Source organism: Rathayibacter sp. AY1C4, assembly GCF_002932195.1.
GTDB lineage: Bacteria > Actinomycetota > Actinomycetes > Actinomycetales > Microbacteriaceae > Rathayibacter.
This window is the reverse complement of record NZ_PSWE01000019.1, coordinates 49,526-75,516: the sequence shown is the minus strand read 5'-3', so window position 1 is coordinate 75,516 and position 25,991 is coordinate 49,526. Positions and strand designations below refer to the sequence as shown.

The window sequence follows — 25,991 nt, the reverse complement described above, 5'->3', positions numbered from 1 at the left end:
GGTGCGGCGGGCCGGATGCGGCCCTCGGCTCCCGCCCCGGTGCACCCCGCCCCGGAGGGATCGTTCTCGTCCCGCCGCGACCGCCGCGAAGCGGAGGGGCACCGGCTCCGCACCGCGCCCGCCCGCCGCGAAGCCTCCTTCTTCCGCCCGTCCCCGCGCACGCTGGCGCTCGCCGTCTCCGGCGGGCTCGTCGTCGTGGCCGTCGCGTCGAGTCTGAGCCTCACCGTCGGCACCGGCTCCTCGGCCGAGTCGGCCACCGCGACGCCGTCCGCTGCTCCGACCTCGACCAGCGTCGCCGTGCTCCCCGCGACCACCGCCTCCGCCCGGGTCGTCCTCAGCTCCGTCTCCACCACCTCCGGCACCGTCGCCGGCGGCACGAGCGTGACGCTCGAGGGATCGAACCTGGACTCGGTCGCCACCGTGCGCTTCGGCGAGGCCGAGGGCAGCGTCGCGGTCGACAACCCCGACCAGATCACGGTCACCGCCCCTCCGGCCGACGGAGAGGCAGCGGGCGAGGTCCCGGTCGCCTTCTTCGACGCCGACGGTCAGGCCATCACGTTCGACGCGGTCACCGACTCCGCCGCGGCGGTCACCGTCGACGGGACCCCGGCCGACGCGGTGCAGCCGGCCGTCGACACGTCGGGCGCCGCGGAGGGCACGACGGCCGAGGCCTCGACCGACCTCGCCGCCCCGACCGCGGCCGCCACTCCCAGCTTCGCCGCGACCGGCGTGCTCGCCAGCACGAAGGTCGTCGCCTCGGCGATCACCTTCGCCTACACGCCCGACCCGGCGATCGAGGCCGCGAAGGCCCAGGCCGCGCTGGACGCGAGCCGCCTGGCCTCGCAGCTCGACTACCTCTCCACCTACTGGAACGACTACAACTCGGCCCAGTACGGCGTGATCTCGGGCAACGACTGCGTCAACTTCACCTCGCAGTCGCTGATCGCCCGCGGCTGGGAGATGGACGGCGAGTGGAGCTACTCCTCCTCCGGCGGGTACAGCTCCGCCTGGGCGTCGTCGACAGCGTTCAACGCCTACCTCGCCGCGCACCCCGAGCGCGCGACCGCCATCCCCGACTCCGAGCGGAGCCGGGTGAAGCAGGGCGACATCGTCCAGTTCGACTGGGACGGCTCGGGCGACTGGGACCACACGGGCGTCGTGACCAGCGTCGACGGCGACAGGATCCTCTACTCCTCGCACACCGCCGACAACCACGACCAGAGCATCGACGCGGCCTCCGCCGGCCGGATCATGTTCTGGGGCGTCTGACGCTCGACGCACCCGCTCCACGCACGACGACGGGGCCGCCACCGCTGATGCGGTGACGGCCCCGTCGAGGTTCCGGTCAGATCACTTCTTGAAGACGTCCTTGACGTCCTCGCCGACCTTCTTGGTGTGGGCCTTGGTCTGGTCGGCCTGGCCCTCGGCCTCGAGGCGCTCGTTGTCCGTCAGCTTGCCGACGGCCTCCTTGGCCTTGCCGACCAGGTTCTCGGCTGCGTTGCGGATCTTGTCGTCTGCACCCATGAGGGGCTCCTTCTGTTCGGTGTGACCATCCGCCGGCGGGTGCCGGGGAAGCTGCGGGACCGGGGTCAGGCGACCCGGTCCTCCTTGGAGAAGCCGGCCCGGGCGCTCGAGGCGACCTCGAGCAGGACCGGCAGGCGGGCGCCGAGCAGCGCGTCGAGCGCGTCGACCTCCTGGTGCACGGCGTCGACCACGGTGCGGGGCGAGACGCCGCCGCGGGGGAGGACGCGCACCTTCAGCGCCGTCTCGGAGCCGTGGCGGTAGGCCGCGACCGTGACGTCGAGGAGCTCCGTCCGGCCCGCGAGGGCCGTCTCGAGGACGTCCTCCGCGAAGCCGGTCGCGATCTCGATCCCTCCGGCGGGCGCGCCCTCGGCCTCGTCGCGGAGGACGGTGCCGGTGCGGCCGTGACCGTGGGCGAAGGCCATCACCAGCGCGAGGACGATGCCGAGGAGGCAGATCCCGACGACGGCGTAGAGCGGCCAGAGGACGGCGGCATCGCTCCAGGCGGTGCCCTCCTCGGGGGAGAGGCGCGAGACCAGGGCCGCGCCCTCGCCGTCGGCGAAGGAGAGGACGGAGTCGCGGACCGGCTGCGAGACGGCGATCAGGACGGCTCCGGCGCTGACCAGCGCGAGCACGAGGCCCACGACGAGCAGGACGAGCCGGTTGACGAAGCGGTTGCTCGTGGTCATCAGATCCTCCCGGAGGTCGAGACGCGGACGGTGGAGCGCGGGGCGGGCTTCGCGCCGATGCGGGCGAGCTCCTCGTCGACGGCGCTCTGCACGGCGTCGCGGTCGACCGCGATGCCGGAGGCGGGGGTCACCTCGACCAGTGCGGTGCGCCGCCCGAGCGAGGCGCGGGTGTCCTCGCGGCGGGAGTGGGCGGCCGTGCGGGCTGCGCGGGCCAGGGAGGAGGCGATCACGCCGTCGTCCACGACCACGGCGAGGCGGTCGTCGTCCACGGTGTGGCGGGCCCGGGCCCCGGGCGCCAGTGCGAGCACCAGCAGGACCAGGGCGAGGACGCCCGCGCCGACGGCCACGCCGATGAGGGCGGGGTTCGCCAGCGACGCGACTCCGACGATCGCGCCCAGCAGGGCGGACGGTGCGGCGAGCAGGGGCGCGGCGCCGAGGATCGCGAGCACCGCCTCCGTGCCGACATAGGCCGCGACCAGGGCGATGAGCACCAGGACGACGATCTGCGCGGCGGAGCGGGACTTGTGGGTCTCGCGACGGAGGTAGCGGCTGTAGCGGGTGTCGGGCGCCGACGGTGCGGGGCTCATGCGACTCTCCTCGTGCTTCGGGTGCGGGTGCCCGTGACCCGGATGTCGATCCGGCTGACGGTGCGCCCGGTCAGCGCCTCCATGCGGGAGGCGATGCGGGTGCGATCGCCGTGCAGGCGCTCGAGCAGGGAGCCGCCGGCCGGGGCGGTGCCCGGCTCGACGACGACCGGCGCGGTCACCGCGAGGGCGAGGCCGCCCCGGTCATCGGAGAGGCGGACGCGGATCGCGGAGACCTCCACGCCCAGCTCCTCGTGGACGATCGCCACGGCGGCGCGCTCGATGGAGCGGACGGTGATGGTGACGGTGCCCGCCACCGGCGATGCGGGACGCGTGTCGAGAGCGGTCACGGTGGGCTCCTAGCGGGAGGTGGTGCGGCCGCGGAACACGTCCACGAGGCTGCGCACGTCGAGGGTGCCGTCGGCGATGCGGGCGATCACGACGCCGAGGGCCATGAAGAGGGCGGTGAGGACGAAGCCCCAGAATCCGAACATCAGGGCCGCGAAGGCGAGGATCGCGCCGACCACGACACCGAGGACGGTGCTGCGGCCGCCGGGGGCGGTGGGCGCGGGGCGCTGGAAGTCGCTCATCGGACGCGGCTCTCGGTGGCCTCGTCGTCCTTGTCGTCGCCGGGGATGTGCACGTCGACGACGGCGACGTTGATCTCGGAGACGGCCATGCCGACGAGCTCGGTGATGGCCTCGGAGACGGCGGCGCGGACGGAGTCGGCGACCTTCTGCATCGGCACGGGGTACTCGACGACGATGGTCACGTCGGCCGCGACCTGGGTCTCGCCGACCTCGACGCTCACGCCCTGGGCGTGGTCGGCGCCGCCGACGGCCTGGCGGATCGCGCCGAAGGCACGGGCGGCGTTGTTGCCGAGGGCGAAGACGCCGGGCACCTGGCGGGCCGCGATGCCGGCGACCTTGGCCACGACGCTGTCGTCGATGACCGTGGTGCCCTGGGCGGTGCCGGAGGTCCGCGAGCCGCCGAGGCTCGTGACCGTGTCGACGGAGGTCTTGTCGACGCGGGTGGTGGAGGGGGTGCGCGTGGTGTCGCTCATGAGGTCTCCTGGACGTCTCATCGGCTGCCGTTGCTGAGCAGACCGGGGTCGAAGGCCCGGCGGAAATCCGGTCGGGCTGTGCTTTCATGAGTGAGACGGAGCCCGGACGGCGTTCGTCACGGTGCTCGGTGGACTTTTTCCTGAGCGTCACCTGAGAGGCGGCCCGAGGCCGCGTGAGCGGAGAGGGAGGAGGCGCCGTGCCCGGACTGGAAGCGGCGAGCGACGCGCTGCTCGCCGAGCGCTCCGCCGAGGGCGACGTGCGCGCCTTCGAGGTGCTCGTCAAGCGGCACCAGTCGATCCTCCGCGCCTACGCCTGGCGCCTCACCGGCTCGCAGGCCGACGCCTCCGACGCCGTGCAGAACGCGCTGATCACGGTCTGGGCGCAGCTCCCGCAGCTCAAGGAGCCGGCGAGCGTGCGCAGCTGGATGATGCGGATCGTCAGCCGCTCCAGCGTCGACCTGCTGCGCCAGCGCCGCCCGACCGACGACGTCGACGCCGTGGAGCATCCCCCGGCCCGAGAGCCCGGCCCGTTCGAGGCCGCCGAGCAGAGCGACGCCATGCGGGCTCTCGCGCACGCCCTGTCCGAGCTGCCGGAGTCGCAGCGGCAGTGCTGGGTGCTGCGCGAGGTCGGCGGGGAGTCGTACAACGAGATCGCCGATCACCTCGGTCTCACGGTGACCGCCGTGCGGGGCAAGCTCGCCCGCGCGCGCGAGTCGCTGGTCGTGGCGATGGAGGACTGGCGATGAGGGAGCAGACGCGATGAACGCGGACCAGGGTCCCGGCGACCGGCCGGAGCGCGCGGGGGAGCACGACGTCGTGCTGCCGCCCGCGCTCGAGCAGGAGGCGGACGCGACGGAGCAGGAGGGCGACGGCATCGGCATCGACGAGCTGAGCGACTACCTCGACCGCGGGCGCACTCCGTACGACCCCGCCATCGAGGAGTCGCCGGAGCACCGGCGCACTCTGCGCGCCCTCGAGCGCGTGCGCGCCCTCTCCGGCGCGCTCATCGACGACGACGCCGCACGCCTGCCCGCGCCGGAGGAGAGCTGGTTCGGCTCGATCCTCACCCAGGTGCGCCGCGAGTCGCGGGCCGGACGCGACATCCCACTGGCGAGCGTCCAGCCCGACGTGGCGCTCACGATCACCGAGGGAGCGGTCCGCGGACTCGTGCGCGAGGCGGGCGACAGCGTCGCCGGCGTGCTGGTCGGCCGCTGCCGCCTGGTCGGCGACATCGCCGAGCCGGGCGCGGAGGTCGTGGTGGAGCTGACGATCTCGGTCTTCTGGGGGGTGCCGATCGCCGAGGCGGCCCAGCAGGTGCGCGAGCGCGTGCACTCGCGGCTGCTGACCCAGACCGAGCTGCGGGTGTCGAGGATCGACGTCCGCGTGGAGGACGTCTACGTCCCCGGGACGGAGGAGTCGTGAGCGGCCTCGAGGCGGCGGCCCCGGTCGATCCGGTGTCCGCGCTCGCTGCGGAGCTGCGCGCCCTGGACGGTGTCGCGACCCTGATGCCGGCCAGGCCCGAGGTGCGCGACGTGCTCGCGCATGCGGCGACGGCGCTGAGCGCGACCGGGATCGTGGTCGAGCCGCTGGGCACCGCGAGCGGCGGCACGTTCGCCGATCCGGTCCTGGTCCGCGTCGCGGGGGACGAGGTGTTCGTGGCCGTCGACCTCTGCGTGACCGCTGAGGCGTCCGCGCCGGACGTGGCGCGCGCGATCGGAGCCGCGGTGCGCGAGTGGTGCGTCCGGGTGCATCCGGAGCTGCGGCCGCGGGTGACCGTCCGGGTCGCCGCGATCGACTAGCCGGATCCGCTAGCGGGCGCGGCTGTCCGCCGGGCGGGACGCCCCGCCGCGAGGAGCGGAGCCGGGCCGGGCGCTCTCGTGCTTCTTCGGAGTGCACCGTGCCGACCGGAGCGACGGTGCTGCAGGGCGCCCGAGGCCTGTGTCCGCGCCGTCTCCCCCTGAGGAGCTCCCGCTCAGGCGCGCTCGGCGAGGAACGCGTCCGTCTCGGCCGCCGTCGGCGCGGACACCGCCGCTCCGGCGCGGGTGACCGAGATCGCCGCGGCCGCGCTCGCCCAGTGGGTGAGGGCGACCAGCTGCTCCGGATCGTCGAGCCGTGCTCCCGTGGCGGCGAGCCGGGCCGAGAAGGCGCCGCAGAAGGTGTCGCCGGCGCCGGTGGTGTCCACGGCCTCCACCCGGAAGGCCGGGGTGCGCTCCGGCTCGCGGTCGCGGACCGCCACGACGACGCCGTCGGAGCCGAGGGTGACCAGCACGAGCGGCACCAGCGCGGTGAGGGCAGCGGCGAGCGCGTCGTCGTCGGCGGCGGTGATGCCGCGATCGGCGGCGAGCTCGCGGGCCTCGTGCTCGTTGACGATCAGCACGTCGAGCACCGCGAGGAGCTCCTCCGGCAGCGGGCCGATCGGGGCGGCGTTCAGGATCGACACCGTGCCGCCGGCGCGCGCGGCGCGGGCCGCCTCCGTCACCGTCGCCGTCGGGATCTCGAGCTGGAGGAGCAGGGCGTCGGCCGCCGCCACCAGGGCCGACTCCTCGGCGGTCAATCCGACCAGGGCGGCGTTCGCTCCGGAGTCGACGACGATCGCGTTCTCCCCGCGCTCGTCCACGGTGATCTGCGCGGTGCCGGTGCGGACGTCGCCGCGGCGGGCGCGCAGCTCCAGCGGCTCCTCGCCGAGGACCGCGGCGAGCCGGTCTCCCGCCGAGTCGCGTCCGAGGCTCGTGACGAAGACGGTGCCGGGCGCGGTCCGTGCGGCCGCGACGGCCTGGTTGAGGCCCTTGCCGCCCGGGAACGTGCTCGCGCCGAGGGCGAGCACCGTCTCTCCGGGAGCGGGGATCCGGGCGACCCGGTGGACGTGGTCGAGGTTGGCGCTTCCGAGCACGAGGAGGGGCATGCCCTCGACGTTAGAGCACGCGCAAGGGGGTCCGCCGCGGGCTCGGCCGCACCTACGGTGGAGGCATGGAAACTCGAATCCTCGGACGCACCGGCGCCCCCGTCTCCGTCGTCGGCCTCGGAACCTGGCAGCTCGGTGCCGACTGGGGGGACGTCGCCGAGACCGACGCCCTCGCCGTGCTCGACGCCGCAGTGGAGTCGGGGGTGACCCTCTTCGACACCGCCGACGTCTACGGCGACGGCCGCAGCGAGCGGACGATCGGCGCCTACCGCGCGGCGCACCCCGACGCGCAGGTCTTCGTCGCCACCAAGATGGGCCGTCGCGCGGAGCAGATCCCCGCCAACTACGTGCTCGACAACTTCCGCGCCTGGACCGACCGCTCGCGCGCCAACCTCGGCGTCGACACCCTCGATCTGGTGCAGCTGCACTGCCCGCCCACCTCCGTCTACTCCGAGGACGCCGTCTACGACGCCCTCGACACCCTCGTCGCCGAGGGCGCGATCGCCGCCTACGGCGTCTCGGTCGAGCGCACGGAGGAGGCGCTGACCGCCATCGCCCGCCCGAACGTCGCGAGCGTCCAGATCATCCTGAACGCGTTCCGCCTCAAGCCGCTCGACGAGGTGCTGCCCGCCGCCCGCGAGGCCGGCGTCGGCATCCTCGCGCGCGTCCCGCTCGCCTCGGGCCTGCTCAGCGGCCGCTACACGACCGAGACCGTGTTCGCTCCGGAGGACCACCGCAGCTACAACCGCGACGGCTCCGCCTTCGACGTCGGCGAGACCTTCTCGGGCGTCGACTTCGCGACCGGCGTGGAGGCCGCGCAGGAGTTCTCCCGCCTCGCCGACGACCACGGCCTCGCCCCCGCGGCGGCCGCGCTCGCCTGGATCATCCAGCAGGAGGGCGTCACCTCGGTGATCCCCGGCGCCCGCTCGCCCGAGCAGGCCCGCGCCAACGCGGCCGCCGCCTCCGCCGCGCCCCTCGGCCCCGCCTTCATGGAGGCCGTGAACGCCCTCTACGACACCCACTTCCGCCCCACCGTCCACCCGCGCTGGTAGCCGGCCCTTTCCTCACCGCCGCTGAGTCGCCCGAGAAGGCTCGTTCTCCTGGGCGGGAACGAGCCTTCTCGGGCGACTGAGCGCAGCGCCTAGGAGTTCAGCGCCGCGTCCACGATCGTGCGCGCCTCGGCCTGGACCTCGTGCAGGTGGTCGAGGCCGCGGAAGCTCTCGGCGTAGATCTTGTAGACGTCCTCGGTGCCGGAGGGGCGCGCGGCGAACCAGGCGTCCTCCGTGACGACCTTGACGCCTCCGACGGCCGCGCCGTTGCCGGGCGCCTTCGAGAGCTTCGCGGTGATCTCGGACCCGGCGAGGGTCGTCGCCGCGATCGCGTCGCCGTCCAGCTTTCCGAGGGCCGCCTTCTGCGCCTTCGTCGCCACCGCGTCCACGCGCTCGTAGACCGGGTCGCCGAAGCGCTCGGTCAGCTCGCGGTAGAGCGCCGACGGGCTCTTCCCGGTGACCGCCACGATCTCGGAGGCGAGCAGCGCGAGGAGGATGCCGTCCTTGTCGGTGGTCCAGACGGTGCCGTCGAAGCGGAGGAACGAGGCGCCCGCGGACTCCTCGCCCCCGAAGCCGACCGAGCCGTCGACCAGCCCGGGGACGAACCACTTGAAGCCCACCGGGACCTCCCAGAGGCGCCGGCCCAGCGACTCCGCGACCCGGTCGATGATCGAGGAGGAGACCAGCGTCTTGCCGATCGCCGCGTCCTCGCGCCAGCCGGTGCGGTGGCGGTAGAGGTAGTCGATCGCGACGGCCAGGTAGTGGTTGGGGTTCATCAGCCCGCCGTCGGGGGTGACGATGCCGTGCCGGTCCGCGTCGGCGTCGTTGCCGGTGAGGATGTCGAAGTCGCCGGCGCGCGCGACCACCGAGGCCATCGCGCTGGGGGAGGACGGGTCCATCCGGATCTTGCCGTCCCAGTCGAGGGTCATGAAGCCCCAGGCCGGGTCGACCTCCCCGTTCACCACGGTCAGGTCGAGGCCGTGCATCTCGGCGATCAGCTGCCAGTAGTGCACGGAGGCGCCGCCGAGGGGGTCGGCCCCGATCCGCACGCCGGCCTTCCGGATCGCGTCGAGGTCGATGATGTTCGCCAGGTCCGCGACGTAGTGCGTGCGGTAGTCGTAGGTCTCGACCGCGGAGGGCTCGGCCGAGGTCACGCCGCGGTTGCCGTCGGCGATGAGCTCGTTGGCCCGGTCGGCGATCCAGGTCGTCGCGTCGGAGTCGGCGGGGCCGCCGTGCGGCGGGTTGTACTTGAAGCCGCCGTCGCGGGGCGGGTTGTGCGAGGGGGTCACCACGATGCCGTCGGCCCGGTCGGTGTGCGCGGGGTCGTTGTTGTAGCGGAGGATCGCGTGGCTGAGCGCCGGCGTCGGCACGAAGTCGTCGAACTCGTCCACGAGCACGCGGACCTCGTTGCCCACCAGGACCTCGAGGGCGGTGGTGAGGGCCGGGCGGGAGAGCCCGTGCGTGTCGGCGCCGATGAACAGCGGGCCGGTGATGCCCTGCTCGGTCCGGTACTCGACGATCGCCTGGGTGACGGCGGCGATGTGGTCCTCGTTGAAGGCCGTGTCGAACGAGGATCCGCGGTGGCCCGAGGTGCCGAACACCACCTTCTGAGCCGGGTCGGAGACGTCCGGCTTCTTCTCGTAGTACGCCCTCACGAGGGCCTCGACGTCGATGAGATCGGAGGCCTGTGCCGGCTTCCCTGCGCGATCGGTCATGCGGTCCATAGTGGCAGTCCGGCCCCCTCCAGGGGTACCGCGGCTGGCTAGGCTTGCGCCATGCCCGTCAGCGCCCCCGAGACCCGTGCCTACAGCTATCTCGGGCCCAGCGGCACGTTCACGGAGGCGGCCCTCGCGCAGGTCCCGGAGGCACGCGGACAGCTGTGGCGCAGCGTCGCGAACGTGGGGGAGGCGCTGAGCGATGTGGTCACCGGCCGCAGCGACGGCGCGGTGATCGCGATCGAGAACTCGGTCGAGGGCGGAGTGACGGCCGCGCAGGACGCGCTGGCGCGGATCCCGGGGCTGCGCATCGTCGGCGAGTACCTGGTGCCGGTGTCGTTCATCCTGGTCGGCCGCCCGGGGACGAGCCTCGAGGAGGTGCAAACCGTCGCCGCGCACCCCGTGGCCTACGGACAGTGCCGGGTGTGGCTCGACAGCGAGATCCCCAGCCACGAGCACCTGCCGGCCTCCAGCAACGTCCAGGCCACCGTCGACCTGCTGGGCGGATCTCCCGCGGACGCGGCCATCGCCCCTCCTGGGATCGTCGCCCACCACGACGTCGCGGTGCTGGCGGAGCGGATCGGCGACAACGCGAACGCCGTCACGCGCTTCGTGCACGTCTCGCGCTCGCACGCGCTGCCCGAGCCGACCGGCGCCGACAAGACCAGCGTGATCGCCGAGCTCCCGGCCGACCAGCCGGGCGCCCTGCTCGACATGCTCGAGCAGTTCGCGACCCGCGGGGTGAACCTGAGCATGATCCAGTCGCGGCCGATCGGCGACGCCCTCGGCCGGTACCGGTTCGTCATCGACCTCGACGGGCACGTCCAGGACGAGCGGGTCGCCGACGCGCTGATGGGGCTGCGGCGCTTCAGCCCGAAGGTGATCTTCCTCGGCTCGTATCCGCGCGCTGACCGCCGCCCGGTCACCTCCGTGCGACGCTACGACGACGAGGTGTTCCTCGAGGCCCGCGACTGGCTGCGCGGGATCCTCTCCCACGAGCCGGAGGTCGACGATGACCGGGGACGACGATGACGGGTCGCGACGATGACTGACGACGACGAACGGGTCGACCCGCGCTACGACCCGGCCTTCCAGCGCGGGTTCTCGGGACCGGTGGAGCGTCTGAGAGGCGACGAGCGGGCGTTCGCCAGGCCCGGCACGGGTGCCGCCCCCGGCGCTCCCGCCGCCACGTCCGGAGCCGCCGCTCGTCCCGCGCCCCCGGAGTCGCGCGTGGTCCGCCCCGGCTCCTCGTCCGTGCCGGGACCGCGCCGCATCATGGCCCTGCCCGACATCGCCGGAGCCGCCGAGGGCCGGCGGTCGCACCGCCTCGGCGCCGAGACCGCGCCCGCACCCCTGCCGGAGCCGGCCGCCGACCCCGCTCCCGCTGCTCCCGCCGAGCCCGTGCGCGAGGCGCCCCTGCTGCGGAACCCGTGGCTCCTCGTGCTCCTGCTCGCCGGCCTCGCGGGGACCCTGATCGGCCTCGCGCTCCTCTACACCGGCTACTCCTCGCCGCCTCCGCCCTACTACGGCGACTCCGACGTGCCCTCGCCCGCGTGGATCCAGCGGCAGCTCCTCTACTACTCCTGCATCCCCCTGCTGGGCTGCCTGCCGGCGTCGCTGCTGCTGGCGGTCGGAGTGGCGGCGCTGCGGTGGCGCGGCGTCGTCGTGCGGCCCCGCGCCGAGGAGCCGCGCGAGTCCGCGCAGCTCCTCGAGGCCGAGGCTCAGACTCCGGACGCGCCGAAGAGCAGGCCGAGGAGGTAGGTCACCAGGGCCGCGCCGTAGCCGATCCCGAGCTGGCGCAGCGCCCGGGCCAGAGGCGGGGCGCCCGAGAGCAGCCCGACGACCGCGCCGGTGGCGAGCAGGGCGATGCCCACGAGCACGCAGGCGACGACTACCGCGGCGAGCCCCGTCAGGCCGAGCAGGTAGGGCAGCACCGGGATGATCGCGCCCGAGGCGAAGAAGCAGAAGCTCGACAGCGCCGCGCCCATGCCCGTGCCGATCGACTCGTGCTCGTCGACGTCGGGGTCTCCTGCGGGACCGCCCAGCGTGATGGGGGAGGTGACGGCGCCGCCGCGCAGGCCCGTGAAGACGGAGGCGGCACGCGCGTCGGCCTGCTCCTGGGTCATCCCGCGAGCGCGGTAGACCAGGGCGAGCTCGTTCGCGTCGACGTCCAGATCGGGGACGATGCGGTTCGCGTCGAGGTCCGGGCTGGAGGCCGAGAGCAGCTCGCGCTGCGAGCGCACCGAGACGAACTCGCCCGCGCCCATCGAGAGGGCGCCGGCGAGCAGGCCCGCGATGCCCGTGAACAGGACGACGCCCGTCCCGACTCCGCTCGCCCCCACTCCGAGCACGAGGGCGAGGTTCGAGACCAGGCCGTCGTTCGCTCCGAAGACCGCCGCGCGGAACGTCCCGGAGAGGCGGTTGCGACCGCGCTCGGCGAGCCCGCGGACGACCTCGCCGTGGATCCGCTCGTCGGCGGCCATCGCCTCGGTGGCGTCGTCGTCGTCGGCGTAGGGGGAGCGGGCCTCGGCGCGCTGGATCAGGGCGAGGACGAACACGGAGCCGAAACGGCGGGTGAGGAAGCCGAGGAAGCGCGTGCGGAGGTCCGGGCGGGGCGCGGGCTCCGCCGCGGAGCCGAGCAGCTCGCGCCAGTGCTCCTCGTGGCGTCCCTCGGCCACGGCGAGCGCGAGCAGGATCTCCCGCTCCTCGCCGGAGCGGCGGCCGGCGAGGTCGCGGTACACGGAGGCCTCGGCGAGCTCGTCGGCGAGGTAGCGGCGCCAGCGGCGCACCTGTGCGGGACTGGGGGTGGGGGCGGTGGTCGCCATGCGATCTCCTGGCTCAGGTCCGCCGACCCGCGCGAGAGGACCGGTCAGGACGTGCGTCGACTGACCGAAGGTCTCGTTCGCCCCGGCCGGAGCCGGGGTGGAGCGCCGGGCCCGGATCGTCCCGGACCAGCATGTCGACGCGCCTCGTCGTCCGCTCGGCGGACGGTGGGAACTACTCCCCTTCGCGGGGACCACCGTAGCCGAGATCGGAGGAGAACGCCCGGCCGATCCGCGGGCCGTCGGGCGGACGTCCGCCCGGCCCGGGGCCGGAGCGTCGTCGCGGACGCTCGCGCCGGGTCAGAGCGAGGCGGTCGCCCGGGCGGCGCGGCGGGCCTGGCGCTCGTGCTCGGCGTCCAGGAGCGTGCGCGTGGCGGGGACCGCCAGGAACTCGACCATGGTGTCCGTCTCCTCGACGATGCGCTCGGCGCGGTCGAGCGGGTCGGTGCGCAGGAGGCGGCGGGCGGCGGACGCGACGTGCGCCGGCTTCGCCGCCAGGGCGCGCACGCGCTCGTCGACGCGACCGGCGAGGTCGGCGCGCGGCACGACCTCGGTCACGAGCTGCCACTCCAGCGCCTCGGCCGCGCGGACCGGGCGGCCCGACAGCACGAAGTCCAGGGCGCGGCGGCGGCCGACGACGCGGGGGAGCGCGGCGGTGACTCCGACGTCCGGGACGAGCCCGACGTCGCCGTACGCGCTGAGGAAGAGGGCGGCGGGAGTCGCGATCACGATGTCGGCGGCCAGGGCGAAGGCGATGCCGGCGCCGGCGACCATGCCGTCGATCGCGCAGACGACGACGGCGCGGCTGTCCTCGAGCAGGCGGATCACCTGGGCGGTCGTGGTCGCGACGTCGCGCAGGTGGTGGTCCGGGTGCTCGGACCCCATGATCGCCGAGATGTCGCCGCCCGTGCAGAACGCGCGGCCGGCCGCGGCGATCACGATGACGGAGCAGCCGGCGTCGGCGTCGAGGTCGGCGACGGTGCTCAGCAGCAGTCGCGCGGTGCCGAGGTCGATCGCGTTGAGGGCGTCGGGGCGGTTGAGGGTGATCCGGGCGACGGAGCCGTCGCGCTCGAGGACGACGCCGGGAGTCGCGTCGATGAGGGGGGTGGCGTGCATGGAAGAGCCTTCAGGGGAGCAGGGGTGTCGAACGCGGGGGGACGTTCTCGGGGGATGACTCAGATTCGCAGCCGTCCGCGCGATCGGATGCCTCCTCGCGGCCGATGCTCAGCCGGCCCCGGGGGTACGCGCGGGCGGCGGCCCGTCCCGGCCCTCCTCTACACTGCTGGGGTGATTGATCCCGTACTTCTGCGCGAGAACCCGGACGTCCTGAAGCGCTCGCAGGAGGCGCGCGGCGACTCCGTCGAGCTGGTCGACGAGGCGCTCGAGGCCGACCGCGTGCGCCGTGCGGCGATCACCGAGGCGGAGCGGCTCCGGGCCGAGCAGAACGCCTTCGGCAAGACCGTCGCCAAGGCTCCGAAGGACGAGAAGGCGGCCCTCGTCGCCGAGGCCCAGCGCCTCGCCGCCGCCGCCAAGCAGGCCCAGCAGGAGGCGTCCGAGGCCGACGACGCCTTCACCGTGCTGGTGAAGCGCATCGCCAACCCGATCATCGAGGGCGTCCCCGCGGGCGGCGAGGAGTCGTTCGAGCTCGTCAGGACGGTCGGCGAGCGCCCCGTCTTCGACTTCGCCCCGCGCGACCACCTCGAGCTCGGCGAGCTGCTGGACGGCATCGACATGCAGCGCGGCGCGAAGGTCAGCGGCGCGCGCTTCTACTTCCTCAAGGGCCTGGTCGCCCGCCTCGAGATCGCGCTGATGAACCTGGGCCTCGAGAAGGCGCTCGCCGCCGGCTTCACCCCGCTGATCACGCCGACCCTCGTGCGCCCCGAGATCATGGACGGCACCGGCTTCCTCGGCGAGCACGACGACGAGGTGTACCGCCTCCGCGACGACGACCTCTACCTCACCGGCACCAGCGAGGTCGCCCTCGCCGGCTACCACGCCGACGAGATCCTCGACCTCTCCGGCGGCGCGAAGCGCTACGCGGGCTGGAGCACCTGCTACCGCCGCGAGGCGGGCTCGGGCGGACGGGACACCCGCGGCATCATCCGCGTGCACCAGTTCAGCAAGCTCGAGATGTTCGTCTACACCCTCCCCGAGGACGCCGAGGCGGAGCACGCGCGCCTCCTCTCGTACCAGGAGGACGTCCTGCAGAGCCTCGGCCTGCACTACCGCGTCATCGACACGGCGGCCGGCGACCTCGGCCAGAGCGCGGCGCGCAAGTTCGACGTGGAGGCGTGGGTCCCCACGCAGGAGACCTACCGCGAGCTGACCTCGACCTCGAACTGCACCACGTTCCAGGCCCGCCGCCTCGACACCCGCTACCGCACCGAGTCGGGGAAGACGGCTCCGGTCGCCACCCTCAACGGCACGCTCGCGACCACCCGCTGGATCGTCGCCCTCCTCGAGACCCACCAGCGGGCGGACGGCTCGGTGCTCGTCCCCGAGGCGCTGCGGCCCCACCTCGGCGGCCTCGAGGTGCTCGAGCCCGTCGCATGAGCGCGGCCCGCGCCTCCGGCCGCCGCCTCGTCGCCCTCGACATCGACGGCACCGTCATGCACGAGGACGGCACCATCACCCGCGCGGTGACGGACGCGATCACCCGCGTGGCCGCCCAGGGCGACGAGGTGATGCTCGCCACCGGGCGCTCGCCCTCCTCCACCCTGCCGGTCGTCGAGCGCCTCGGGATCTCGCCCGAGTACGTGATCTGCTGCAACGGAGCGGTCACGCTCCGCCGGGACGAGTCCGGTGCCTACGTCCCCGAGACGGTCGAGACCTTCGACCCGACGGAGGTCCTGGAGACCATCCGCCGCTCCCTCCCCGACGCGCACTACGCCGTGGAGGACGCGGACGGCGCCTTCTTCTACACCGAGGCGTTTCCGGGCGGTGCCGTGATGGGTGCCGAGACGACCCACGTCCCCTTCGAGGAGCTGCTCGGCCGGCTGTGCACCCGCGTCGTCGTGATCTCGCCCGAGACCGGGATCGAGGAGTTCACCTCGCTGGTCGAGGAGATGGGCCTGCACCAGGTCAGCTACGCGATCGGCTGGACCGCCTGGCTCGACATCGCCCCCCACGGCGTCAACAAGTCCACCGCGCTCGAGGTCGTCCGCGAGGAGCTGGGCATCGAGCGGAGCGACGTGGTCGCGCTGGGCGACGGCCGCAACGACATCGAGATGCTCACCTGGGCCGCCGCCGAGGGCGCAGGGCTCGCGATGGGGCAGGCGCCCGACGAGGTGCGGGCTGTTGCCTCCGCCGTGGTCCCCTCGGTCCACCAGGACGGCGTGGCGGTCGCGCTCTCGGCGCTGCGCTGACGACGGTCCCGCGCGCTCGGCGGTTACTATCGGGTGTCGCTCCTGCGGGAGCGGCCGGGAGGGCTGTCCGAGCGGCCGATGGAGCCAGTCTTGAAAACTGGTGGGCGGAAACGTCTCGTGGGTTCGAATCCCACGCCCTCCGCCACGCCCTCCGCCACGCCGTCCGCCACGCCGTCCGCCACGCCGTCCGCCACGCCGTCCCGTTCTTCGCGTCGCTTCCCGCCGGCGCCTTCCGACGCCCGTCCTGGCGCGCGACGACGGAGGGCCGCCCGCTCTCCTTCGGAACGCGCCAGCCCTCTGTATAGGATTGCGCGACGCCCGGGATCGACGCCCGGCCCTCACCTCCGCACCACTGACGCCTCGACACCGGGAGACGGATGCGCCGCACGGGCCCTTCGACACAGACTCGCGACACTCCGCGCACGCCGCGCCCCTTCGTGCGGCACGGCCGCCAGAACCGGCACACCCTCGCGCGGACCCTGGTGAAGGGAGCCGCCCTCGTGGGCGGTGTCGGCGTGGTCGCCTCGGTGTCGGTGGTCGCGATCGCGGCGACGCTGATCGTCCAGTCCGTGCAGCCCTCGGTCGACCTGCACCCGGGCGCGGCCGGCTCCAGCGTCGAGGCCGGAGGCGCCCCGGAGATCGGCGCACTGGAGGGCGGCTTCAACGTCCTCGTCGTCGGCAGCGACTCGCGGAAGGGCCAGGGCGACGCCTACGGCGACCCCGATGAGGAGACGAGCGTCCTCAACGACGTCAACATGCTGATGCACGTCTCGGCCGACCACAGCAACGCGACGGTCGTGAGCTTCCCCCGCGACATGTACGTCGACATCCCGGAGTGCGTGAACGCCGCCACGGGTGAGACGATCCCCGCCCGGTACGACACCAAGATCAACGAGGCGATGGGCAGCGACGTCAGCCTCGGCTGCGTGGCAGGGGTCGTCGAGGACCTCATGGGCGTCCGGGTCGACTACGGCGCGGTCGTGCAGTTCAACGGCGTGATCGAGATGTCGAACGCGGTCGGCGGAGTCGACGTCTGCGTCGCGACCGAGATCGCGGACCCCTACACGAACACCTACCTCGAGCCGGGCGTGCACTCGCTCGAGGGCATGGCGGCGCTGCAGTTCCTCCGCAGCCGCCACGGCATCGGCGACGGCAGCGACCTGACCCGCATCAGCAACCAGCAGGTCTTCCTCTCGGCGCTCGTGCGCCGGATCAAGAGCGCGGACACCCTCCTCAACCCGGTCGCGCTCTACGGTCTCGCGAAGGCGGCGCTCGGCAACATGACGCTCTCGACCGGTCTCGACAACGTGAACACGATGGTCCAGATGGGACTCGCGCTGAAGGACGTCGACCTCGCGGACGTCGTCTTCGCGCAGTACCCGACCGGGGCGACTCCGAGCGGAGTGGAGCCGGACCGCGCCGCGGGCGACGTCCTGGCGAGCGCCCTGCAGACCGATCAGCCGATCGCCATCACCGGCGGCACGGGCGCCGGCGCGACCGTGGAGGGCGAGGCGGCGGCCCCGGCCGACACCGCCGCTCCGTCGGGCCCGGCGACCGCGGATCCGCTGGCGACGGCCGAGGCGGCACCGGGCACTCCTGCACCCGGCACTCCTGCAGCGACTCCCGAGGACGGATCCAAGGTTGCCCTGCCAGAATCGGTCACCGGCCAGAGCGCCGACCAGCAGACCTGCTCGGTCGGCTTCTTCGGCTGAGCCGAGGGCGGGCGGCACCACGGGTGCTCTCCACCTCGCGCGCTGACTCCGGGACGACACGCGTCCCGCAGCCGAGAGAGAGTACGACCCGATGAGCGAACGCGCGTCCACCCGGACCACAGCAGCACGGCACGGCCGCCTGCGCCGCCCGAGCGGCGTGCGCTTCGCCGCGCGGATCCTCGCAGCCTGCGTGGGCGTCGGCGTGCTCAGCGCGGTCTGCATCGTGGCGATCGCCGCCTCGCTGATCGCCGGGAGCGCGCGTCCGTCCGTCGACCTAGGGATCGACTCGGGCGGAGGCGACGTGCCCGAGATCGGGGCGATCGAGGGCGGCGTCAACATCCTGCTCGCCGGCAGCGACAGCGCCGACGGATCGGCCGCCGGGGCCTACGGCGAGCGTGCCGAGAACCTCAACGACGTCACGATGCTCATGCACATCTCGGCCGACCACTCGACCGTGGAGGTCGTCAGCTTCCCCCGCGACCTCTACGTCCCGATCCCCTCCTGCACCGACCCGGCCACCGGCGCCGTCTCGGACGCGGTGGACTCGGCGAAGATCAACACCTCGCTCGAGGCCGGCGGGCTGGCGTGCACCGTGCAGACGGTCGAGCAGCTGACCGGGCTCGAGATCCCCTACGCGGCGCTCATCCAGTTCGAGGGCGTCATCGAGATGTCGAACGCGGTCGGCGGAGTGGACGTCTGCGTCGCCACCCCGATCCAGGACGAGTACACGGGGTTGAACCTCGACGCGGGCACGCACACGCTCGTCGGCGCCGAGGCGCTGGCGTTCCTCCGCACCCGGCACGGCGTCGGCGACGGCAGCGACCTCACCCGCATCTCGAGCCAGCAGGTGTACCTCTCATCGCTGGTGCGCAAGGTGAAGAGCGCGTCGACGCTCTCGAACCCGGTGAACCTCTACGGCCTCGCGAAGGCGGCCGTCTCGAACATGCAGCTCTCCACCTCGCTCGAGAACGTGAACACCCTCGTGTCGATCGGCCTCGCGGTGAAGGACGTCGACCTCGCGAACGTGGTCTTCGTGCAGTACCCGACCTTCATCGACGGCAACGGCGTGTACCCCAGCGAGGACGCGGCGGCGGCGCTGAACGCGGCGCTCCTCGCCGACCAGCCGATCGCGCTGAGCGGCACCACCGGCGGCGGCTCGCAGTCGACGGGGGAGGAGCCCGGGGCGACCAACGCTCCGGCGGCCACGGAGTCGCCGGCCACCGACGCCCCCGCGACCGACGCCCCCGCGACGAGCGCACCCGACGGGCCGGTCACCCTCCCGAGCGACGTCTCCGGGCAGACCGCGCAGCAGGAGACCTGCACGATCGGCCGACCCCTGTCGGACCAGTAGGCGGCTTCTCGCCTTCCCGCGGAGGGGCGGGCGCCCGTGTCGCGAGGCCCTCGCGCGTGCGGTTATGATGGTCGTCGTGCGTCCGCCAGCGGGCGCTGAGGAGTCGTCGCATAGTCCGGTCGAGTGCACCACCCTGCTAAGGTGGAGAACCCTTTATTGGGTTCCGTGGGTTCAAATCCCACCGACTCCGCATCGTCCGAAGGCCCCGCTCAGGCGGGGCCTTCGTCGTTCCCGGCGGTGCCTGTGCCTGCCGCAGTACCGGCGTCTCCCGGCGGTGCCGGTGTCTCCGCAGTGCCGGGGTCTCGCGGTGCCGGAGCCTTCCGGCCGGCGCTCCGCCGGTCGCGCGCGGCGACGGCGGCCGATGCGACCTGGCGCCCCGGCCGCCCGGGATCCGCCGCCGATCCGCCGGGCGGGTGCGCTCCCGGAGCGGCTACCCTGATCGGATGCCCAGCCCGATCCTCGACGCCCTGTCCGCTCCTCCCGCGCGGAGGGACGTCGCCTCGATCCGGGGTGCTCTCGCCGAGGTCGCGATCGGCGACCCGGTGCGCGTCCTCGTCCGCTCCCCGCGCTACGGCCTCTACGGGATCGAGGGGGTCGTCCGGCAGGCCGTCGGCGGCGAGCTCGTCGTCGCGGACGTCTTCCTCGGCACGGGGACCGAGATCCAGAGCATCGCCCTGGCTCCGGACGCTGACGAGGTCGGCGGGGAGCGCTCGGCCGAGGGACTCGAGCACGGGGATACGGTGCGCGTGGCGTTCTCGACTCCGGCGCTCGGGTCGTTCACGATCACGGGCCCGCTGACGGCCGGCGGCCGCGACGGGTTCCTCCTCGTCGGCAGCTGGATCGTCGCGGACGGCGGCGAGCCCGGCCGCCACGTCGACCGCATCGAGCGCCTGACGGACGTCGGCGTCCACGAGAAGCACGTCCCCGGGCGCCGCTCCGCGGTCGAGGAGTAGCCCCTCAGCTCTGGCAGTGCGGGCACCAGTAGGTGACCCGCAGCTGCAGCTCGTCGTCGCCGAGCTCACCGCGCTCGATCGGAGTGCCGCAGCGCCGACACGGCTTGCGGTCGCGGCCGTAGACCCAGAGCTGCTGGCCCGGGCGCAGGTTGCCGGTCGTCGTGCGCTCGATCCGCTCGCGGTTCACGGTGATGAGCCGCTTCGCGAGCGCGATGGTGCGCACGAGGTCGCCGCTCCCGCCGACCGGGCGCGTGGGCAGCACACCGCGCAGGAAGCACAGCTCGGCGCGGTAGACGTTGCCGAGTCCCGCCATGATCCGCTGGTCGAGCAGCGCGAGCCCGATCGGCCGCTCCGGATCGGCGGACAGGCGTCGCAGCGCCTCGTGCGCGTCCCAGTCGGCGCCGAGCAGATCGGGGCCGAGATAGCCGACCACGTCCTCCTCGGCCGAGCGCGGGACGATCTCGAGGAGCCCGAGCTCGAAGCCGACCGCCTGCCAGTCCTCGGTCTCGAGGACGATCCGGGCCTGGAACGCCGGCCGGTGCCACTTCGGCCGCTCGCCCTCGCCGCGGGCGTAGAGGTGCCAGCTCCCCTCCATCTTGAGGTGGGAGTGGATCAGCGCGTCGCCGACCCGCATCAGCAGGTGCTTGCCGCGGGGGACGACCTCGTCGATCGTCTCGCCGGTGAGGTCGACCGTCGCGTACTTCGGCACGCGGACGTCGCATCGGGTCAGGACCTCGCCGTCCAGCGCCTCGGCGAGGTTGTGGGCGGATCGGTAGACGGTGTCACCCTCGGGCACGCGGGCTCCCTCCGGCGCTCACGAGCGCATCCTCAGGCCGCGCGGATTCGCGACGAAGCCGGCGGCGACGAGGGCGTCGCCGAAGGGCGTGCCGAGCGCGAAGACGCCGTCGATCTTCTCGACGGTCAGCTTCTCGACCCCGCGGGAGCGGACCAGCTGCGAGAGGGAGGCGGCCGCGTCGGCGAGGGCCGCCTCGTCGGCGGTGAAGGTGAGGGCGGTCTTGCCGCCGCGCTCGAGGTAGACCGCGAGCGCTCCGTCGACGACGGCGACCAGCGCGCCGGCCTTCCGACCGGGGCGGTGCCCCTCGCCCTGCGGCCACGGCAGAGCGGCGCCGAACGGATTGGCGGGGTCGGTCGCCGCCAGCGCGAGCACCGGGCGTGAGCGCTCCTGCGCCTCGTCCTGCGGGGCGAACGTGCGGAGCCGGTCGACGCTGCCGGCTGTGCCGAACTGCGCTGCTCCCAGCTTCTCGATGAAGTAGCCCCTCCGGGCGCGGCCCTGCTGCTCGAAGCCGCTCAGCACCTTGTAGGCGAGGGCGAAGCCGCCCAGGACGCCCTCGGCCTGCACGGAGCCGCGGGTGACGATCCCGTACCGCTCGAGCAGCGTCTCGCCGAGCGCGTGCCCGCGGATCGTCGCGTCCGACTCCGCGAGCGGCACGATCGACCAGCGGCCGCCGGCGGTCGGCGGCCCCACGCGGGTGGCCATCGTGGGGCGGGCGGTCATCCGGCCCCGGGGCGCGCGGGCGCGGGCGGGGGCGCGCGGCTGGCGGTGGGCGCCGCCGGTCGAGCCGACGAGGGTGCGCAGCGGCGCCAGGGTGTCGTTCGTGACGAGCCCGGCCCAGACCAGCTCCCACAGGGCCTCGACGAGGCCCGCGTCGTCGGTGGAGCCGACCGCGTCGGAGAGCTGGCGGAAGAAGTAGCCGCCGCCCGAGCCGAGCACGCCGACGATCTCCTGCTGGAGCTCGGTCAGGGTCACGGACTCGGCGGCGGGGACGGGGAGGGTCAGCCCTGCCGTGTCGGCGAGATGGAGGCTCACCCAGCCGTCGTTGCCGGGCAGGGTGCCCGCGCCGGCCCAGAGGACCTCGCCGGTCGCGGTGAGCTCGTCGAGCATCGCGGGGGAGTAGTCGCGCACCCGGGCGGGCAGGATCAGCGACTCCCAGGCGGACGCGGGGATGGGCGCGCCGGCCAGCTGGTCGATCACGGAGGCCACGCCGTCGATACCGCGGAGCGAGCCGCCGACGTGCTGCCAGGCGGGGAGGAAGCGGGCGTACGCGGCCGCGTCCACCGGCTCCACCTCCTTGCGGAGCGCGGCGAGAGAGCGGCTGCGCAGGCGGCGCAGCACCTCGGCATCGCACCACTCGGTCCCGGTGCCGGTGGGGCGGAACTCGCCCTCCGAGACGCGGCGCTCGCCCGCGAGGCGGCGCAGGGTGTCGGTGACGACCGCGACTCCGAGGCCCAGGCGGGTGGCGACGGCGGCGGCGGTGAAGGGGCCGTGGGTGCGCGCGTAGCGGGCGACGAGGTCGCCGAGCGGATCGCGGACCGGGTCGATGAAGGCGACGGGGACGCCGATCGGCAGGGGCACGCCGAGAGCGTCGCGGAGCCGGGAGGCGTCCTCCATCGCGGCGTACCGCTGCTCACCGCCGAGGCCCACGGGCAGGACGCGCTTGGCCTTCACGAGCGCGGCCACGTCGGCCTCGAGCACCGCGCGCTCGATCGCGGGCGCCTTCGCGACGTCCGCCGAGGCGACCGACTCGTCGACCAGGCGCTCCCCGAGCTCGTCGAGCGTCAGCGGGCCGAGCAGCCGGAGCAGGTCGGCGGCGCCCTCGAGCCCGCGGAGGCGGCGCTCGGGCTCGACGCGCTGCAGCTCGCGCTCGATCTGCGCGAGGACGGCCGGGTCGAGCAGCTCGCGCAGCTCCGCCCGGCCGAGCAGCTCGCCGAGGAGCGTCGCGTCGACCGAGAGCGCCGCCGCGCGGCGCTCGGCGAGCGGGCTGTCGCCCTCGTACATGAAGGCCGCGACGTAGCCGAAGAGCATGGACCGCGCGAACGGACTGGCGGTCGGCGTCTCGACCTCGAGGATCCGCAGCTCGCGCCCGTCCAGCCGCGCGGCGAGCCGGAGCAGCGCGGGCAGGTCGTAGACGTCCTGGAGGCACTCGCGGACGGTCTCGAGGATGATCGGGAAGGTCGGGTAGGTGCGGGCGACGTCGAGCAGCTGCGCCGCCCGCTGCCGCTGCTGCCAGAGCGGGGAGCGCTTGCCCGGGTTGTACCTCGGGAGCAGGAGCGCCCGCGCCGCGCACTCGCGGAACCGGGCGGCGAAGAGGGCGGAGCCGCCGACCTCGCTCGTGACCAGCTGCTCCAGCTCCTCGCGCTCGAACAGGAACAGCTCGGAGCCCGGCGGCTCCGACTCCGTGTCGGGGATCCGCACGACGATGCCGTCGTCCCCGGCCATCGCCGCTCCGTCGACCCCGTGCCGCTCGCGGACGCGAGCGCCGATGGCGAGCGCCCACGGCGAGTGCACCTGCATCCCGTACGGGGAGTGCAGCACCAGCCGCCAGTCGCCCAGCTCGTCGCGGAAGCGCTCGAGCACGAGGGTGCGGTCGTCCGGGATCTGCCCGGTGGCCAGGCGCTGCTCGTCGAGGAAGGAGAGGAGGTTGTTGGTCGCGTACTCGTCGAGCCCGGCCGCCGTGCAGCGCTCGCGGGCCGTCTCGGGGGCGGCGGCGCCCACCTCGCGGGTGAACGCCCCGATCGCCTCGCCGAGCTCGGCGGGGCGCCCCTGCGAGTCGCCCTTCCAGAACGGGAGGCGCCCGGGCTCGCCGAACGCCGGCGTCACGATCACGCGGTCGTAGGTGATCTCCTGGATGCGCCAGCTGGTGGCTCCGAGCGCGAAGACGTCGCCGACGCGGGACTCGTAGACCATCTCCTCGTCGAGCTCTCCGACGCGGTTGCCGGTCGAGCCCGGCTCGCCGACCATGAACACGCCGAAGAGCCCGCGGTCGGGGATGGTGCCGCCGCTGGTGACGGCGAGGCGCTGGGCGCCGGGCCGGCCGGTGAGCGTGTTCGCGTCGCGGTCCCAGACGAGGCGCGGCCGCAGCTCCGCGAACTGGTCGGAGGGGTAGCGGCCCGAGAGGAGGTCGAGGGTCGCCTCGTAGGCGGAGCGGGGCAGGGACACGAAGGGGGCACTGCGGCGGACGGTGTCGAACCAGTCGTCCACGTCGAGGCTCTCGAGGGCGGTCGCGGCGACGGTCTGCTGCGCGAGGATGTCGAGCGGGTTCGCGGGGACGGCGATCGCCTCGATCAGGCCCGAGCGCATCCGCTCCGTCGTCACGGCGGAGTGGAGCAGGTCGGCCCGGTGCTTGGGGTAGAAGGACCCGCGCGAGACCTCGCCGACCTGGTGGCCGGCTCGACCCACGCGCTGCAGGGCGCTCGCGACCGAGGGCGGCGTCTCGACCTGGACGACGAGGTCGACCGCGCCCATGTCGATCCCCAGCTCGAGGCTCGAGGTCGCGACCACGCAGCGCAGGCGGCCGGACTTCAGGTCGTCCTCGATGATCGCGCGCTGCTCCTTGCTCACCGAGCCGTGGTGGGCGCGGGCGAGCAGCGGCTCCTCGTCGGGCGCGGACTGCCCGCTGCCGCTCGTGCCCCCGGCCGCTCCCATCGCCTCGGCCGGGGAGCGGCGGACGGAGGAGGAGGCCGCCTCGGCGAGCAGGGCCCCGACGGCGACGGGCTCGCCCGCCTCGCGCGCCCGCTCCGCGGCGAGCTCGCGGCGCTCGGCGTAGATCTCGTTGAGCCGGGCGGTCAGCCGCTCGGCGAGACGGCGGGAGTTCGCGAAGACGATGGAGGAGGTGTGCGCGAGGACCCGGTCGACGATCGACTCCTCGACGTGCGGCCAGATCGACCCGCTCTGCGGACCGGTGGCCCCCATCGTCGATCCGTCCTGCGGAGCCGCCGTCCCCAGCTCGGACATGTCCTCGACCGGGACGACGACGCTGAGGTCCCACTGCTTCTCGGACGCCGGAGCCACGATCGCGACCGGGGAGCGGCCGGCGAGGAACCGGGCCACCTCCTCGCGCGGGCGCACCGTCGCCGAGAGGCCGATGCGCTGCACCGGCTTCGGGAGCAGGGCGTCGAGCCGCTCGAGGGAGACGGCGAGGTGCGCCCCGCGCTTGGTCGACGCGACCGCGTGGACCTCGTCGACGATGACCGTCTCGACGCCGCGGAGCGACTCGCGCGCCGCCGAGGTGAGCATGAGGTAGAGCGACTCGGGGGTCGTGATCAGGATGTCCGGCGGCGTCTTCTGCAGCACGCGCCGCTCGGCGGCGGGCGTGTCTCCCGACCGCACCCCGACGGTGACCGTGGCCGGCGCGCTGCCGATGCCCTCGGCGCTCAGCCGCAGCGCCGTCTGGGTGACGCCGACGAGCGGCGAGCGGAGGTTGCGCTCGACGTCGACGCCGAGAGCCTTCAGCGGCGAGACGTAGAGCACGCGCGTGCGGTGCTGCGGATCCTCCGGCGGCGGGCCCTGCACGAGCCGGTCGATCGCCCAGAGGAAGGCCGAGAGCGTCTTGCCGGAGCCGGTGGGAGCGACCACGAGGGCGTGCGCTCCGCTCGAGATGGCCGACCAGGCGCCCTCCTGGGCGGCGGTCGGCGCCGGGAACGCGCCCTCGAACCACGCGCGCGTGGCGGGGGAGAAGCGCTCGAGGACGTCCGGCATGCAAACATCCTCCCTGCCACCTCCGACATTGCCGGGGTCGCGGCCCGGGGGCGAGCCCTTGACGCGGGGGAGCCCGCCCGTCAGGCGAAGCAGAGACGCACGAACGTGCCGATGTCGGCGAGCTCGGCCTGCCCGACTCCGTGGGCGACGCCCTCGTAGACCCGGGCGTCGAGCGCCGTGTGCTCCGGGAACCAGGCCGCCGCGTCCCGCACGAGCTCCTCCGGGATCACCGTGTCGAGCGTCCCGCGGCCCCAGAACACCGGAGGACGCTCGCGGGCGAGCCGCTCGTCCGCGTCGTCGCCCTCGGCGAGCGGGACCACGAACCCGGACAGAGCGACCGCGAAGGCGAAGCGGCCCGGCGCGCGCCGCAGCAGCTGCACCGCCAGCGCGGCGCCCTGGGAGAAGCCCAGCAGCCCCACCGGGCCCGGGTGCTCCAGACCGTCGAGCCACTCGATCACACCGGCCGCCGCCGCCTCGACGGCCTCGGGATCGGCCCGCGGCTCGTCCGGCACCAGCGGGACACGGAGGGGCCACCACGCGTTCGCCCCGCCGCCCAGGGCGAGAGGCGCCCGGAGGGACGCGAGGACCGGCTCCAGCGGCAGGTAGGCGCCGAGCGAGAACAGGTCCCCCTCGTGCGAGCCGTAGCCGTGCAGCAGCACCAGGAGGGGCCTGCCGACGCGGTCGCGCTCGGAGGAGGACCACAGCACCGCGTTCGCGTCGATTCCCATCGCACCATCATCCCCCTGAGTGCGGGATCGCCGCCGCCGG

General features: G+C 73.9%; 25 protein-coding genes and 2 tRNA genes. 14 read left to right on the top strand and 13 right to left on the bottom strand.

Annotated features, from left to right (window positions below):
- Window positions 1–1,269: amidase domain-containing protein (locus tag C5C99_RS11175; protein WP_146085503.1), on the top strand; the 1,269-nt coding region annotated here is incomplete at its 5' end.
- Between the two features lie 81 nt (window positions 1,270–1,350).
- On the opposite strand, the gene C5C99_RS11170 is transcribed toward C5C99_RS11175, so the two are convergent.
- The 6 genes from C5C99_RS11170 to C5C99_RS11145 all read right to left on the bottom strand — a co-directional run bounded on the left by C5C99_RS11170 (window position 1,351) and on the right by C5C99_RS11145 (window position 3,857).
- Window positions 1,351–1,524 carry a CsbD family protein gene (locus C5C99_RS11170; protein WP_104226788.1) on the bottom strand — a complete coding sequence of 58 codons (174 nt, stop codon included), beginning with the start codon at window positions 1,522–1,524 and terminating at the stop codon, window positions 1,351–1,353.
- A 65-nt stretch (window positions 1,525–1,589) separates the two neighbouring features.
- Window positions 1,590–2,210 carry a hypothetical protein gene (locus C5C99_RS11165; RefSeq protein ID WP_104224951.1) on the bottom strand — a complete coding sequence of 207 codons (621 nt, stop codon included), beginning with the start codon at window positions 2,208–2,210 and terminating at the stop codon, window positions 1,590–1,592.
- Window positions 2,210–2,797: a DUF6286 domain-containing protein gene (locus tag C5C99_RS11160; protein WP_104226787.1), complete on the bottom strand. Its 588-nt coding sequence runs from the start codon at window positions 2,795–2,797 to the stop codon at window positions 2,210–2,212. The genes C5C99_RS11165 and C5C99_RS11160 overlap by 1 nt, the downstream gene beginning before the upstream one ends.
- Entirely contained in the window at window positions 2,794–3,144 is a 351-nt protein-coding gene (locus tag C5C99_RS11155) for a hypothetical protein (RefSeq protein WP_104224953.1), read from the bottom strand. Before C5C99_RS11155 ends, C5C99_RS11160 begins: the two co-directional genes overlap by 4 nt.
- A 9-nt stretch (window positions 3,145–3,153) precedes the next feature.
- Window positions 3,154–3,384, bottom strand: a complete 231-nt coding sequence (locus tag C5C99_RS11150; RefSeq protein WP_104224954.1) for a DUF2273 domain-containing protein — start codon at window positions 3,382–3,384, stop codon at window positions 3,154–3,156.
- On the bottom strand, window positions 3,381–3,857 hold the full coding sequence (locus C5C99_RS11145; protein WP_104226785.1) for an Asp23/Gls24 family envelope stress response protein: 477 nt from the start codon (window positions 3,855–3,857) through the stop codon (window positions 3,381–3,383). Before C5C99_RS11145 ends, C5C99_RS11150 begins: the two co-directional genes overlap by 4 nt.
- 197 nt (window positions 3,858–4,054) lie before the next feature.
- Between C5C99_RS11145 and C5C99_RS11140 the strand changes: the two genes are divergently transcribed.
- From C5C99_RS11140 to C5C99_RS11130, 3 genes are read left to right on the top strand one after another with little or no spacing between them, the layout of a single operon-like run.
- The gene (locus C5C99_RS11140) at window positions 4,055–4,603 is read left to right on the top strand and encodes an RNA polymerase sigma factor (RefSeq protein WP_104224956.1); all 549 of its coding nucleotides are present in this window, start codon (window positions 4,055–4,057) and stop codon (window positions 4,601–4,603) included.
- Between the two features lie 13 nt (window positions 4,604–4,616).
- Complete coding sequence (locus C5C99_RS11135) at window positions 4,617–5,279, top strand: Asp23/Gls24 family envelope stress response protein (protein WP_104308434.1); 663 nt, start codon at window positions 4,617–4,619, stop codon at window positions 5,277–5,279.
- A complete protein-coding gene (locus C5C99_RS11130; RefSeq protein ID WP_104328083.1) occupies window positions 5,276–5,656 on the top strand; it encodes a hypothetical protein in 381 nt (126 codons plus the stop codon). Before C5C99_RS11135 ends, C5C99_RS11130 begins: the two co-directional genes overlap by 4 nt.
- Before the next feature lie 173 nt (window positions 5,657–5,829).
- Here the strand turns inward: C5C99_RS11130 and C5C99_RS11125 are convergent, their stop codons facing one another.
- On the bottom strand, window positions 5,830–6,759 hold the full coding sequence (locus tag C5C99_RS11125; protein WP_104340077.1) for a ribokinase: 930 nt from the start codon (window positions 6,757–6,759) through the stop codon (window positions 5,830–5,832).
- A 65-nt stretch (window positions 6,760–6,824) separates the two neighbouring features.
- On the opposite strand from C5C99_RS11125, the gene C5C99_RS11120 reads away from it, so the two are divergent.
- Window positions 6,825–7,811, top strand: a complete 987-nt coding sequence (locus tag C5C99_RS11120; RefSeq protein WP_104288458.1) for an aldo/keto reductase — start codon at window positions 6,825–6,827, stop codon at window positions 7,809–7,811.
- 89 nt (window positions 7,812–7,900) lie between these two features.
- Here the strand turns inward: C5C99_RS11120 and pgm are convergent, their stop codons facing one another.
- A complete protein-coding gene (gene pgm, locus C5C99_RS11115; RefSeq protein ID WP_104224971.1) occupies window positions 7,901–9,523 on the bottom strand; it encodes a phosphoglucomutase (alpha-D-glucose-1,6-bisphosphate-dependent) in 1,623 nt (540 codons plus the stop codon).
- Between the two features lie 60 nt (window positions 9,524–9,583).
- Here pgm and pheA point away from each other — a divergent pair, with 60 nt between their 5' ends.
- Together pheA and C5C99_RS11105 are read left to right on the top strand one after the other, a co-directional pair.
- Window positions 9,584–10,555, top strand: coding sequence for a prephenate dehydratase (pheA, locus tag C5C99_RS11110; protein WP_104340076.1), 972 nt, complete (start codon window positions 9,584–9,586; stop codon window positions 10,553–10,555).
- Between the two features lie 12 nt (window positions 10,556–10,567).
- On the top strand, window positions 10,568–11,284 hold the full coding sequence (locus C5C99_RS11105) for a hypothetical protein (protein WP_104288459.1): 717 nt from the start codon (window positions 10,568–10,570) through the stop codon (window positions 11,282–11,284).
- Here C5C99_RS11105 and C5C99_RS11100 read toward each other — a convergent pair.
- The gene (locus C5C99_RS11100) at window positions 11,245–12,348 is read right to left on the bottom strand and encodes a VIT1/CCC1 family protein (RefSeq protein ID WP_104224963.1); all 1,104 of its coding nucleotides are present in this window, start codon (window positions 12,346–12,348) and stop codon (window positions 11,245–11,247) included. The two genes, C5C99_RS11105 and C5C99_RS11100, sit on opposite strands and share 40 nt — an antisense overlap.
- 297 nt (window positions 12,349–12,645) lie before the next feature.
- On the bottom strand, window positions 12,646–13,461 hold the full coding sequence (locus C5C99_RS11095) for an enoyl-CoA hydratase/isomerase family protein (RefSeq protein ID WP_104340075.1): 816 nt from the start codon (window positions 13,459–13,461) through the stop codon (window positions 12,646–12,648).
- Window positions 13,462–13,632: 171 nt separating this feature from the next.
- Between C5C99_RS11095 and serS the strand changes: the two genes are divergently transcribed.
- From serS to C5C99_RS11055, 7 genes are all read left to right on the top strand, one after another.
- On the top strand, window positions 13,633–14,898 hold the full coding sequence (gene serS / locus C5C99_RS11090; RefSeq protein WP_104224965.1) for a serine--tRNA ligase: 1,266 nt from the start codon (window positions 13,633–13,635) through the stop codon (window positions 14,896–14,898).
- Complete coding sequence (locus tag C5C99_RS11085; protein ID WP_104224966.1) at window positions 14,895–15,710, top strand: HAD family hydrolase; 816 nt, start codon at window positions 14,895–14,897, stop codon at window positions 15,708–15,710. Before serS ends, C5C99_RS11085 begins: the two co-directional genes overlap by 4 nt.
- Window positions 15,711–15,767: 57 nt before the next feature.
- Window positions 15,768–15,855: transfer RNA gene (locus tag C5C99_RS11080), tRNA-Ser, on the top strand.
- Between the two features lie 337 nt (window positions 15,856–16,192).
- Entirely contained in the window at window positions 16,193–17,422 is a 1,230-nt protein-coding gene (locus C5C99_RS11070) for an LCP family protein (protein ID WP_258059994.1), read from the top strand.
- A gap of 91 nt (window positions 17,423–17,513) precedes the next feature.
- Window positions 17,514–18,773, top strand: coding sequence for an LCP family protein (locus C5C99_RS11065; RefSeq protein ID WP_104226775.1), 1,260 nt, complete (start codon window positions 17,514–17,516; stop codon window positions 18,771–18,773).
- Window positions 18,774–18,872: 99 nt separating this feature from the next.
- Window positions 18,873–18,963, top strand: a tRNA-Ser gene (locus C5C99_RS11060).
- Window positions 18,964–19,216: 253 nt separating this feature from the next.
- A complete protein-coding gene (locus tag C5C99_RS11055) occupies window positions 19,217–19,726 on the top strand; it encodes a hypothetical protein (protein ID WP_258063685.1) in 510 nt (169 codons plus the stop codon).
- A 4-nt stretch (window positions 19,727–19,730) separates the two neighbouring features.
- Here the strand turns inward: C5C99_RS11055 and C5C99_RS11050 are convergent, their stop codons facing one another.
- From C5C99_RS11050 to C5C99_RS11040, 3 genes are all read right to left on the bottom strand, one after another.
- Window positions 19,731–20,522 carry a DNA-formamidopyrimidine glycosylase family protein gene (locus C5C99_RS11050; RefSeq protein ID WP_104247584.1) on the bottom strand — a complete coding sequence of 264 codons (792 nt, stop codon included), beginning with the start codon at window positions 20,520–20,522 and terminating at the stop codon, window positions 19,731–19,733.
- An 18-nt stretch (window positions 20,523–20,540) separates the two neighbouring features.
- The gene (locus C5C99_RS11045) at window positions 20,541–25,223 is read right to left on the bottom strand and encodes an ATP-dependent helicase (protein WP_104263214.1); all 4,683 of its coding nucleotides are present in this window, start codon (window positions 25,221–25,223) and stop codon (window positions 20,541–20,543) included.
- 80 nt (window positions 25,224–25,303) lie between these two features.
- Window positions 25,304–25,951, bottom strand: a complete 648-nt coding sequence (locus C5C99_RS11040; protein ID WP_104273246.1) for an alpha/beta hydrolase — start codon at window positions 25,949–25,951, stop codon at window positions 25,304–25,306.
- Between the last annotated feature and the right edge of the window lie 40 nt (window positions 25,952–25,991).